Source organism: Acinetobacter sp. TAC-1, from assembly GCF_029025845.1.
Classification (GTDB): Bacteria; Pseudomonadota; Gammaproteobacteria; order Pseudomonadales; family Moraxellaceae; genus Acinetobacter; species Acinetobacter guillouiae.
In genome coordinates this window covers 3,571,438-3,583,904 of record NZ_CP118892.1, presented here as the reverse complement: position 1 = coordinate 3,583,904, position 12,467 = coordinate 3,571,438, and the positions used below count along the sequence as shown (strand labels likewise).

Here is a 12,467-nt window from a genome sequence, read left to right as displayed (position 1 = left end):
AAAACATACAAATTAAATAAATTTTTTTTCGTTTTCCCCTTGAAGCGTTTATTTCCATCCCCACAAATGTGACATACAAATATTTTGTCGATGACCTAGGAATAAGAAGTCATCTTCGCTGAGTAATCAATGACATTTTAAATGTCTATGGAGTTAGAAATGAGCAAGATTCGTCCTTTACATGACAACGTTGTGATCCGCCGTGTTGAAAAAGAAACTAAAACAGCAGGTGGTTTGATTTTAAGTACTTCTGCAGCTGAACAACCTGCTCAAGGTGAAATTCTTGCTGTAGGTAATGGCAAAATCACTGATAACGGTGTACGCGCTTTAGACGTTAAAGTTGGCGATAACGTACTGTTTGGTGCTTATGCAGGTACTAAAGTTAAAGTTGATGGTGAAGAACTTCTTGTGATGAAAGAGTCTGACATTTTAGCGGTATTGGAAGGTTAATCTTCTGCCGTTGAGATGAGTTTTCATCCAAACATATTGGTCAAAATTTAAAATTTATAAAGATATCTGGAGTTTAGTATGTCAGCTAAAGACGTAAAATTTGGTGATTCAGCGCGTTCAAAAATGATCGCCGGCGTAAACGTACTTGCAGATGCAGTAAAAGTAACTTTAGGCCCTAAAGGTCGTAACGTGGTTATTGATCGTTCTTTTGGTGCACCGCACATCACTAAAGATGGTGTAACTGTTGCGAAAGAAATTTCTTTAAAAGACAAATTCGAAAACATGGGTGCGCAATTGGTTCGTGAAGTTTCTTCAAAAACCAATGATATCGCAGGTGACGGTACAACAACTGCAACTGTCCTTGCTCAAGCGATTTTAAATGAAGGGATCAAATCTGTCACTGCGGGTATGAACCCAATGGATTTGAAACGTGGTATCGACCTTGCAGTTAGAGCTGTTGTTGAAAATATCAAAGCAACTGCTAAACCAGCTTCTGATACTAAAGCAATTGAACAAGTCGGTTCGATTTCTGCAAACTCTGATGAAACTGTAGGTAAGTTGATTGCGCAAGCAATGGAACGCGTTGGTAAAGAAGGCGTGATTACCGTTGAAGAAGGTTCAGGCTTTGAAGATGCGCTTGATGTTGTAGAAGGTATGCAGTTTGATCGTGGTTATATCAGCCCGTACTTTGCAAACAAACAAGATACTTTGACTGCTGAACTTGAAAATCCATTCATTCTTCTTGTTGATAAGAAAATTGGTAATATCCGTGAATTGATTACAGTTTTAGAAGCTGTTGCAAAAACAGGTAAACCATTACTCATCATCGCTGAAGATGTTGAGGGTGAAGCACTTGCAACACTGGTTGTAAACAATATGCGCGGTATCATCAAAGTATGTGCGGTTAAAGCACCTGGTTTTGGTGATCGTCGTAAAGCAATGCTTCAAGATATCGCAATCTTGACAGGTGCTACTGTGATTTCTGAAGAAGTGGGCATGTCTTTAGAGCAAGCAACACTTCAAGATTTAGGTACTGCACATAAAATCACGATTTCTAAAGAAAATACTGTGATTGTTGATGGTGCTGGTGATGCAAATCAAATTGCTGAACGTGTAACTCAAATTCGTGCTCAAATCGAAGAATCAACATCTGAATACGATAAAGAAAAACTTCAAGAGCGCGTAGCTAAACTCGCTGGCGGTGTTGCTGTAATCAAAATTGGTGCTGCAACTGAAGTTGAAATGAAAGAGAAGAAAGACCGTGTAGATGATGCGCTTCATGCAACGCGTGCTGCGGTTGAAGAAGGTGTTGTTGCAGGTGGTGGTGTTGCGTTGGTACGTGCAGCTAAAGTACTTGACGGTCTTGTTGGTGCAAATGATGACCAAACTGTAGGTGTGAACATCCTTCGTCGTGCGATTGAAGCGCCACTTCGTCAAATCGTGTCTAACGCTGGCGATGAGCCATCAGTTGTGATCAATGCAGTGAAGAGCGGTGAAGGTAACTTTGGTTACAATGCTGCAACTTCACAATATGGCGATATGTTAGAAATGGGTATCCTTGACCCTGCTAAAGTAACGCGTTCTGCACTTGAGCATGCTGCATCTGTTGCTGGTTTGATGTTAACAACTGAATGTATGATTACTGATATCCCAGAAGACAAACCTGCTATGCCTGATATGGGCGGCATGGGTGGTATGGGCGGAATGATGTAATATCGTTTCGATCTCAGATCATAAAAAATCCTCGCTTTATGCGGGGATTTTTTATGCAAGTTGTTTCATCCTTGTCTTTTTGTATATTTTTTATTATGCTTTTGTACTATTCGGTAAATATAAATACAACACGAAAACTGAGGAGAACTAAAATGAAAAGATTAATCTTCATTATTGCAATCAGCCAGATGCTAACAGGATGTTTAAGTATCATGGGACAAAGACTTGAAACAAGAAATGATTTTATGCAGTCTTGGGTGGGGAGTACAGAAGAAAAACTGATCAGTAAATGGGGACCACCGTATAGAAGCTATGAACTCCCAAATGGTGCAAAAATTATTTCATATAATGATGGCTGGAATGCTTGTACAAGGAAATTTATGCTTGAACAAGGTAAGGTCACCAAATGGGGATATAGTAATTGTTCTATGGAGATCAATCGACCTGACAAAATTGACAAGAATATCCCAATTCCAAAACCATCACTTTAATCCATTGTTTACAGAGATAATTTTAAGCTAAAAGTGCGCTGTTCGAGTTAAAAGGTCGTGGTGCTTAGACTGGATTAGTGCAGCAAAGCAAAATTAGGCTGTTATCAATTTTTATGAATTGACATTTTACCTGTGGGGGAATGTCAATATTCGCTCTAATTTTTTAAAAGAATACTTACCTAACAAGATTATTTGATCTAGAAAAAATAACTTATCTAAAAAGAATAATGACCCAAGTAAAGAAAATAATTGCTTGAGCTACGAACTGTGCAGCACTTCCCATATCTTTGGCATTTTTAGACAGTGGATGGCGTTCTAAAGAAACACGATCAACCACAGCTTCTAATGCTGAATTAAACAATTCTACAATGATTGCCAATAAGCACACCGCAATCATCACTGCCTGTTCAACAGAAGAGACATCGACAAAAAACGTAATCGGAATTAAAACGATATTAATCCAAACAATTTGACGGAAAGCCGCTTCATTTTGATATGCAGCTTTAAATCCTGCTAAAGAATAGCCTGTCGCATTGAGAATGCGTTTGAAACCCGTCGTACCCTTAAATGGAGAATAATCACTCATAAATCAAAGCAGCTAAAGTTTTTAAGAAGTGTATTATTCTAAACTTAAATCGGAATTAATTTTAAACAAAAAACACCAAGTTTAGAAAAAATTAAGCAAATGTTTGAATCATTTGCTTAATTGTTTGAAAAAATCAGTTGTTACTTGGTATTTGGATTGGCTTTCCAGTACGCATCCAAAGCTTTACGACCTAAACCGGGATCATCGGTAAATACACCATCCACGCCAGCTTTAAAATACATCTCATATTCTTTGTTTGCGCCAGCTTCACAACGCTTGGCTGCATCTGCTTCAGCTGTGCTACATTTTAAATTGTTGGCAAGGAAATTATTTTCAGGACGGAAAGTATATGGATGGACTTTTAAGTTCACTGTATGTGCATCGGTAACGAAAGAAGAGGGTGCAGTATAGCTATCATTAAAAATATACGGTTTCCATGGACCAACACCATCGGCATATTTGGCGACGTCTTTTAAACCTTGTGCTGTGGCCATATCGCCATAAGTGGTTTTAATTCCTTGTGCGACATAATCTGCTGGGCTGATTTTCTTATCATCATAAAGCTGAATGATTTTGGCATGCTTTAAACTTTTGTGCGCTGTCAATTGGTCCTTAAAATACTTTAAATTATTGACTTCAAAAGACTGTAGATAAATCGGCGCAATTTCACGGCTATATTGGTACTTTGCCAAAGTCTTCAGCAATGGATCTTCCATGGCTAAATTTAATTTTTGAAAATATGTTGGGTGCTTGGTTTCGATGTAGAGTCCAACCACTTTACCAGTTTTTTTATAATTCTTTTCTGCCAGTTCAATAATCTGCTCAAGGGTAGGGATATTCAACTGATCATTGTATTGGGTATTGTTTGGGCGTAACGCTGGAATACGCTCGCGGGCTTTAAGTTGATTTAATTCACTTAAAGTAAAGTCTTCTGTAAACCATCCCGTTAATGATGTCCCATCGATGATTTTCGTTTTCTTGCGATCTGCAAATTGGCTGAATGTGCTGACATTGGTTGTGCCACCAATTTCATTTTCATGACGTGCAACCAATACGCCATCTTTGGTTGATACCAAATCTGGCTCAATAAAATCAGCACCATCATCAATGGCTTTTTGATAACTTTCAAGGGTATGTTCAGGGCGTAAAGCACTCGCCCCACGGTGACCAACAATAATGATTTTAGGTTCTTTGTATTCTGGTGTGACGTTTTCTGTTTTTTTATCGTCATCATTACAAGCGGTTAATAGCGCCATAATACTGATCATTAACCCAGTATTTTTAATCATATTTTTCTCAAATTCTTATATGGAAACTGTGCATAGCTTATGTCATTAAATTGACACTGCGATGACATCAAGATGAAAAATTAATGAAATGCTTTTGGTAGATTTATGCCTAGAAGAAAAAAATTCTTCATAGTTTCTTCATATTTAAACTTATCATTCGCTTTTCTGTTATTTTTCCTTGAGTTTTTAGTTTAAGTCACAGAATATCCATATAAAGTCGATTTAATTGCTACGACAACTTTACCTCAATCCTTTGACGCAGAACCTACTCTGATGCTCTCAAAATTTTTTATTCAACGTCCTATTTTTGCCTGTGTACTTGCAATTATTGTCATGGCTTTAGGCGTATTTTCAGTCTTGAATTTACCGATAGAGCGATATCCAGATATTGCTCCGCCAAGGATTACTGTTTCTACAACCTATACAGGCGCAGATGCTGAAACTGTTGAAGAGAGTGTTACTCAGGTTTTAGAGCAGCAAATTAAAGGGATCGACAACCTGCTGTATTTTAGTTCGAGTAGTGACTCATCGGGTCGTGCCAGAATTAGTATCAGTTTTGAAAACGGAACGGATCCGGATACTGCACAAGTCCAAGTACAAAATAGTATTAATGGTGTACTCAACCGCTTACCAGATGATGTACAGCGTCAAGGTGTAACGGTGAATAAATCGCTTGGCGATACCTTTATGGTGGTGGGTTTGTATGATGAAACAGGTAAAAGTAACAATATCGAATTAGGTGACTATTTATCTGATCTTATAGAACAAGAAATATCACGGATTGAAGGGATTGGTGAAGTTGATGTCTTCGGTTCTCAATACGCCATGCGAATTTGGCTGAATCCGAATTTACTGCGACAGTATCAATTGATGCCCAGTGATATTCGCACAGCAATAGAAGCACAGAATACACAGGTTGCTGCTGGTGGTGTGGGGGATTTACCGGTAACTGCTGACCAATATTTAAATGCAAAAGTCACCGCTGGTTCACGTTTAAGAACAGTCGACGAATTTAAAAATATTATTGTTAAATCCAATACCGATGGTAGCTATATCTATTTAAAAGATGTGGCGCGTATTGAGTTGGGTGCAGAAAATTATCAGTCGTTTAATACCATTAATGGTTATCCTTCATCGGGCATGGGGATTTCTTTATCTTCAGGTGCAAACGCTTTAGCAACCTCTGCATTAATTAAAGCCGAATTGGCAAAGATTTCTGAAAAACTGCCACAAGGCTATAAGATTGTTTATCCACGAGATAACACGCCGTTTGTGCAAGAATCGATTAAAGAGGTGGTCAAAACCTTATTAGAAGCCATCGTATTGGTGGTTCTGGTCATGTTTATTTTCCTACAAAGCTGGCGTGCCACGTTGGTCCCAACCATTACTGTACCGATTGTGATTTTAGGGACCTTTGCGGTACTCAATGTGCTTGGTATGAGTATTAATACATTGACTTTATTTGCCTTGGTATTGGCAATTGGTCTGTTGGTTGATGATGCCATTGTGGTGGTGGAAAATGTCGAACGTTTGATGCATGAGCAGGGCTTAACTGCAAAACAGGCATCTATCGAGTCTATGCAGGAAATGACAGGAGCTTTGATTGGGATTACCGTGGTTTTGACGGCGGTATTTATTCCGATGGCGTTCTTTACAGGTTCGACAGGTGTAATTTATCGTCAATTCTCCATCACCTTAGTAGCGGCAATGGCCTTGTCATTGTTGGTTGCATTGATTTTAACCCCAGCACTCTGTGCCATTATTTTAAAACCTAATCCTAAACCTATGCGTTGGGCCACTTGGTTCAATCTTAAACTCGAAAATCTAAGACAAGGTTATATTCGCCTGATTCAAAAGACCTTAAATTTGAAATGGGTAATTTTGACGATTTTTGTGGCTTTGATTGCTGTATTTTCACTGATCTATCGGGCTTTACCCACCAGTTTTATTCCAAGTGAAGATCAGGGCATGTTGAGTGTACAGTTCCGTTTAGCTGATGGTGCACCGATGTCGAGTAGTCAGGTGGTTGGGGAAAATATTCGAAAATATTTCCTTGAGCATGAAAAACAAAATGTTGATATTGTGTTGATTCGTTATGGGCGTAATTTTTCAGGTACAGGGCAAAATTTAGGAACAGGCTTTGTGGCTTTAAAGCATTGGGATGATCGCTCAGGTACACAAAATTCTGCGCAAGCAATTCGTGAACGTGCGACAAAGTATTTTAGTCAAGATCGCAATGCCCGGATTACAGTCAGTTTGCCTGCTTCAGTAAATGGCTTGGGGGATAGTGATAGTTTAGAATTTTGGATTCAGGATATTAACGGTCAAGGACGGAAATATTTAGACCAACAATTCACAACATTGCAGGCACAAGCCAAACAGTTCCAATCCTTTGAAAATCTGGATAAAAAATCCAATCCCGATAAATCTAAGTTAAAAGTTGATGTTAATCAAAAATTGGCATTGGCAAATGGGCTGAGTCAAACCGCGATTAACAATACTTTGTCAGCAGCATGGGGTGGCTCTTATGTAAATGACTTTATTGATCGTGGACGAATTAAACGGGTGATGATGCAGGGCGATGCAGAGTTTCGTTCTAAGCCTGAAGATTTACAAGTATGGACGGTGCGTAATGCACAGAACCAGATGGTGCCATTTAGCAATTTCGCAACAACGCGTTGGGAAGGTGGTCCCGACGTGGTGAATCGTTTCCAAGGTTATACCGCCTTACAAATGGAAGCCAATGCAGCAGCGCATACCAGTTCAGGTCAAGCCATGAAAGATATTCAGACCTTGATTAGTCAACAAGATGGAATTGATGTTGCGTGGAGTGGCTTGTCATTTGAAGAACAAAAATCAAGTAGCCAAGCATGGTTACTCTATTTGATTTCGATCGGCTTTATTTTCCTTTGCCTCGCAGCCTTATATGAAAGTTGGTCGATTCCAACTGCTGTGATTGCAGCAATTCCTTTGGGGATTGGAGGCAATATTATTTTTAGTAAATTGGCAGGTTTTCCAAACGATATTTACTTTCAAATTGCATTGCTGACCACGATTGGTTTGTCGTGTAAAAATGCGATTTTGATTGTTGAGTTTGCTGCACTATCACAGGAAAAAGGTAAAACAGCGATTGCTGCTGCATTAGAAGGCGCAGGGTTGCGGTTGCGTCCAATTCTGATGACATCCTTGGCCTTTGGTGCGGGGATTATTCCCTTGGTTGTTGCATTTGGTGCAGGTGCTGCCAGCCGTCAAGAAATAGGGGTAAGCGTATTGGGTGGGGTGATCTTCGGAACAGTTTTAGTTTTGCTGTTTATCCCATTTATGTATGTGCTGGTCCGTTCAATTTTTAAATCAAAAGTACCCTCTGAGTAAGGGTGTTGATTGATGAGCTTTGCTTGCTCAATGTTCTTTGATGAAGATTGAGCAAGCTTCAAATCATATAGAATCTTTAAAATATGTTTCACAACAAAAAACATCTTTATTTTCGTGGGATTGCAGTCCAACATGTGGCAAAAGTTTGATGGAATTTGGATCATCCTATGCAATTTTCTTTGGCACTCGTTTCAGAAATAGAAAAAGCCATTCAAAACCATCAATTTGATCTCATTGAAAAACAATTTGAACAAATCAATGATGCCGATATCGCAAAAATTTTGGCAGATTTATCTTTAAATGAACAGCTGGCATTGGTGGAGTATTTACCCAATGCTGCCTATATTCTTGAGTTTTTATCACTCGAACAACAACTTAAAATTTCTGAACATTTACCAAAACAGATACTGGTCAATATCATTTCTGAGATGCACTCGGACGATCGTACAGATTTATTTAAGTACTTGCCTTATGCATTACAGCAAGCTGTTTATGCCGATTTAAGCCCTGAAATACAACAGCAGATCCAACATTTAGCCAGATATCCAGAAGAGTCTGCTGGTGCAATCATGAGTTCAGATTATGTGACATTGTCACCTGATTTGAACATGACACAAGCCATCAAGCAGATCAGAGCAATTGCCACAGATCGTGAAACGGTCTATTTGATTTATGTGGTCAATGCACAAGGCAAGTTACTCGGGGTTGTGTCCTTACGTGAAATTATTCTTGCTGAGCCTGAGCAAACCATTGCTGAAGTCATGAGTACGGATTTGATTGTTGGGGACGTTAATGAAGACCAAGAGAGCATTGCAGAGAAGCTGCATTATTATGACTTTATTGCGCTGCCAATTGTTGATGAGCAACAAAGGCTTTTAGGTATTGTTACTTATGATGATGCCATGGATGTCGTCACTGAAGAAGCCACAGAAGACTTTTTAAAATCCAGTGCCGTCTCATCGTCTCCTAAAATGAGCATTAAGACAGCACCGATTCATTACCTGTATAAAAAACGGGTATTTTGGTTGGTGATTTTGGTTTTTGGCAGCTTATTGTCTGGATTCGGGATTGCCCATTTTGAAGATATTATTGCAAAGAATATTGTGCTGGTATTCTTTTTACCGCTTTTGGTCGGGAGTGGCGGGAATGCTGGCTCACAATCGGCCACCTTAATGGTACGGGCATTGGCAACGGGTGATGTACATTTAAAAGATTGGATGTATCTGATTGGGCGTGAAAGCTTGGTTGGTTTATGTTTGGGCGGAACAATGGCAATTGCAGTGTCCATTCTTGGTTACTTTAGAGGCGATGCAATGGTCGCTTTGGTGTTAGCTTTAAGTATGATGGGTATTGTATTGATGGGTTGCTTAATTGGGATGAGCCTGCCATTTATATTGAATCGTTTAAAGCTGGATCCAGCAAGTGCTTCGGCACCTTTGGTCACCTCGATTTGTGATGCAACAGGTGTCATCGTTTACTTATGTATTGCATCGATTATTTTATAAGACATGGCTGAATGGTTAGCATTTGGAAATGCTTGGCTGATCATGGTCAATCCGCGATGTCTTTTCTTAAATCTCGACAACTGGGAATATCGGTATAGCGATATACCTGATAACCTGCTTGTTCTAACATCTCGTCACGTTGTGCATCAATATGTTCTTTGCCGAGGTGACTGGGATCATCGAGTTCAATAATAGCAATCACTTCAAGCTGTTTGTCGAGTAGGACAAAGTCGGTCACTTTACGATTGAATTTGGAACGCAATTTAAATTGATTGCAATCAATTAACGCGCTAAACGCGACTTGCGCAAGTACATGATATTGAGGAAAGGCTTCATTTAAACGGAAAAACATTTTCTGTTCAAAAGGGGTGATCACACGTTTTGCATAATAATGTTTATTTCGAAATAAATGCTGACCAAAGCAGGCAAGCAATAAAGCAATGGTTGCGATACTGCCAATCAATAAAAATAAAATTTGATGTAAATCGAGAGACATAAGCGATCGGTATCGTATAGATAAGAAAAAACCCACTCAATCATGAGTGGGTTTTTAAAATCTGGCTCTCCAACCTGGGCTCGAACCAGGGACCTGCGGATTAACAGTCCGTCGCTCTACCGACTGAGCTATTGGAGAATCTGGAACGCATTTTAGGGATGAAATGGGAATGGGTCAAGGAAAAATTGTTAAATTCATCATAAAAAAGCATTATTTGCTAAATATTTGATCATTCTGAATAAAAGTAAATCTGAATAAAAGCAAAGTTGTTTTAAGCGTTCTAAAATTTAGGTGTAAGCCGAAAAGCGCTTAAATCTTTTCTTTATAGAAAATAAAGATATAAAAAAGCCCACTTCATTATGAGTGGGCTTTTTAGAATTTGGCTCTTCCACCTGGGCTCGAACCAGGGACCTGCGGATTAACAGTCCGTCGCTCTACCGACTGAGCTATGGAAGAATAGATGGCTCTCCAACCTGGGCTCGAACCAGGGACCTGCGGATTAACAGTCCGTCGCTCTACCGACTGAGCTATTGGAGAATCTGATGCGCATTTTATGGATGAAAGCCAAAGTGGTCAAGTGAAATGATAAGAAAAAAGGCTTAAATGTTTTTTTATTGTCCGAATTTAAAGAGTTTGTATATATATTGATTATTTTTAAAGTTTTCCAGCTCTTTATTCGAGATCAAATGATTATAAGTGGTTAAATTTTATTGCAGTTGCAGAAAGGTTCATAGGATCTGAATGGCGCTAAGCATCGCATAACTATAAAAGATTTTTATTGGATCTGCTTTTACTGTGTAATTAGGATTGATCATATTCGAATTAAAAAAAATTAAATCGCATAAAAAAGCCATTCTAAACAGAATGGCCTTTATACAAAAATAAAATGCTGAGATCTTATTTTTCAACACCAGCTTCTTGGCCGGCATATTTCGCGTTTGCATAGTCCCAGTTTACAAGGCTTTCTAAGAAAGTCGAAATGTATTTAGGACGAGCATTACGGAAGTCGATGTAATAAGCATGTTCCCAAACGTCAATTGTAAGTACTGCTACTTTGCCATGTGCAAGTGGAGTATCTGCATTTGAAGTTTTAAGAATAGAAAGTTCGCCATTCACTTTATCAGCAACTAACCAAGCCCAACCTGAACCGAATTGAGTTGTTGCAGCAGCAGCGAATTCTTCAGCGAATTTTTCGTAAGAACCGAAAGCTTCATCAATTTTAGCAGCTAAAGCGCCAGTTGCTTTACCGCCACCGTTTTTAGCCATACAGTTCCAGTAGAATGTGTGGTTCCAAACTTGTGCAGCGTTGTTGAATACACCTGCTTTAGAAGCATCGCCAGCAACAGCAACAATGATCTCTTCTAAAGTTTTACCTTCAAGATCAGTACCCTTGATTAAGTTGTTTAAGTTTACAACATAAGTATTGTGGTGCTTGTCATGATGGAATTCTAAAGTTTCTTTGCTGATGTGCGGCGCAAGATCTTCATAGCCGTATGGTAAAGCAGGTAAAGTAATGGTTGTCATGTTTTAAATTCCTTGCATTTAGCTGGGTTTTAACATTAAGTGGCTTTATTGTAATGGATTCTTTCAACAATTGTGCAAGATGTTAAATAACAATACACAATTTATTTCGATTTAATACGTATATAGAAAATCTAAAAAGTACATCGCATTTTTATGGAAAAGTGTCTAATCGGCAGAGCAATATTTGCCAAAAAATACGCTACTTTTTTTAGGATAGCGCTTAAATCGGGTTGTTGAGTTCGAAATAACGAGCGTCAATATTGAACTGTTCCGCGATCGCTTGAGCAAGTTGTTGAACACCATAGCGCTCTGTTGCATGGTGACCACATGCATAGTAATGCACATCTAACTCTTTGGCTTCATAAAAAGTACGCTCACTGACTTCACCTGAAATATAGGCATCACAATTCATTGCTGCCGCTTTGCCAATAAAATCCTGTGCTCCACCTGTACAGAAGCCGACTTTTTGAATCAATGATTTTTCTGCATTGAGATGGATGGTGTTGAAACCTAATTTTTCAGTGAGAAGGTGTTTAAAATCTTCTGGTGAGATCGGGTTTTTTAAATAACCAATATTACCAATCGGGTTGAGTTCGCTTGGGTCTAAAGCTTCAATGTTTTCCAGCTCAAGGATTTTGGCAATCATTGCATTATTCCCCAGTGTTGGATGCGAATCCAAGGGGAGGTGGTATCCAACAAGTGAAATATCATTTCGGATTAATGCTTTGATTCGTTTGCCACGCATACCTGTGATTGGATAGGGTTCGCCTTTCCAGAAATAGCCATGATGAACCAAGAGCAGGTCTGCTTGTTGTGCAATCGCTGCATCAATCGCATCCTGTGACGCCGTGACTGCACACAGGATTTTCTTTACTTCAGATCGTCCTTCGATTTGTAATCCATTGGGTGCGTAATCTTTAAATTCATGTGATTTTAAGGTTTGATCACACCACTGGATGATATCTTTGAGTAAAGCCATGAATAACCTTTATTTAAATGAAGTGTGTTAAGAACATCAAAACATATTTTAAATTGTAACTA

10 protein-coding genes and 3 tRNA genes are annotated in these 12,467 nt (G+C 39.0%); 5 read left to right on the top strand and 8 right to left on the bottom strand.

Annotated elements, in window-relative coordinates; genetic code table 11:
* Positions 1 to 159: 159 nt before the first annotated feature.
* The 3 genes from PYV58_RS16645 (at position 160) to PYV58_RS16635 (ending at position 2,654) form a co-directional block, all read left to right on the top strand.
* Positions 160 to 450: a co-chaperone GroES gene (locus PYV58_RS16645; protein WP_004722444.1), complete on the top strand. Its 291-nt coding sequence runs from the start codon at positions 160 to 162 to the stop codon at positions 448 to 450.
* Between the two features lie 78 nt (positions 451 to 528).
* A complete protein-coding gene (gene groL / locus PYV58_RS16640; protein ID WP_004819670.1) occupies positions 529 to 2,163 on the top strand; it encodes a chaperonin GroEL in 1,635 nt (544 codons plus the stop codon).
* A 152-nt stretch (positions 2,164 to 2,315) separates the two neighbouring features.
* Complete coding sequence (locus tag PYV58_RS16635) at positions 2,316 to 2,654, top strand: hypothetical protein (protein ID WP_034617293.1); 339 nt, start codon at positions 2,316 to 2,318, stop codon at positions 2,652 to 2,654.
* Positions 2,655 to 2,865: 211 nt separating this feature from the next.
* Here PYV58_RS16635 and PYV58_RS16630 read toward each other — a convergent pair whose 3' ends face one another.
* On the bottom strand, positions 2,866 to 3,240 hold the full coding sequence (locus tag PYV58_RS16630) for a diacylglycerol kinase (RefSeq protein WP_004819673.1): 375 nt from the start codon (positions 3,238 to 3,240) through the stop codon (positions 2,866 to 2,868).
* Positions 3,241 to 3,380: 140 nt separating this feature from the next.
* Positions 3,381 to 4,529, bottom strand: coding sequence for a glycerophosphodiester phosphodiesterase (locus PYV58_RS16625; protein ID WP_034617296.1), 1,149 nt, complete (start codon positions 4,527 to 4,529; stop codon positions 3,381 to 3,383).
* Positions 4,530 to 4,802: 273 nt separating this feature from the next.
* On the opposite strand from PYV58_RS16625, the gene PYV58_RS16620 reads away from it, so the two are divergent.
* Together PYV58_RS16620 and mgtE are read left to right on the top strand one after the other, a co-directional pair.
* Positions 4,803 to 7,901, top strand: coding sequence for a multidrug efflux RND transporter permease subunit (locus PYV58_RS16620; RefSeq protein ID WP_034617299.1), 3,099 nt, complete (start codon positions 4,803 to 4,805; stop codon positions 7,899 to 7,901).
* 167 nt (positions 7,902 to 8,068) lie between these two features.
* Positions 8,069 to 9,406 carry a magnesium transporter gene (gene mgtE, locus PYV58_RS16615; protein ID WP_004819678.1) on the top strand — a complete coding sequence of 446 codons (1,338 nt, stop codon included), beginning with the start codon at positions 8,069 to 8,071 and terminating at the stop codon, positions 9,404 to 9,406.
* Positions 9,407 to 9,452: 46 nt separating this feature from the next.
* Here the strand turns inward: mgtE and PYV58_RS16610 are convergent, their stop codons facing one another.
* The 6 genes from PYV58_RS16610 to PYV58_RS16585 all read right to left on the bottom strand — a co-directional run bounded on the left by PYV58_RS16610 (position 9,453) and on the right by PYV58_RS16585 (position 12,405).
* Positions 9,453 to 9,902 carry a DUF2726 domain-containing protein gene (locus PYV58_RS16610; protein ID WP_034617302.1) on the bottom strand — a complete coding sequence of 150 codons (450 nt, stop codon included), beginning with the start codon at positions 9,900 to 9,902 and terminating at the stop codon, positions 9,453 to 9,455.
* Positions 9,903 to 9,964: 62 nt separating this feature from the next.
* Positions 9,965 to 10,040, bottom strand: a tRNA-Asn gene (locus PYV58_RS16605).
* Between the two features lie 242 nt (positions 10,041 to 10,282).
* Positions 10,283 to 10,358, bottom strand: a tRNA-Asn gene (locus PYV58_RS16600).
* A 5-nt stretch (positions 10,359 to 10,363) separates the two neighbouring features.
* Positions 10,364 to 10,439 (bottom strand) — tRNA-Asn (locus tag PYV58_RS16595).
* 360 nt (positions 10,440 to 10,799) lie between these two features.
* On the bottom strand, positions 10,800 to 11,426 hold the full coding sequence (locus PYV58_RS16590) for a superoxide dismutase (RefSeq protein WP_004722425.1): 627 nt from the start codon (positions 11,424 to 11,426) through the stop codon (positions 10,800 to 10,802).
* A gap of 220 nt (positions 11,427 to 11,646) precedes the next feature.
* Entirely contained in the window at positions 11,647 to 12,405 is a 759-nt protein-coding gene (locus tag PYV58_RS16585; protein WP_034617496.1) for a Nif3-like dinuclear metal center hexameric protein, read from the bottom strand.
* Positions 12,406 to 12,467: the final 62 nt, after the last annotated feature.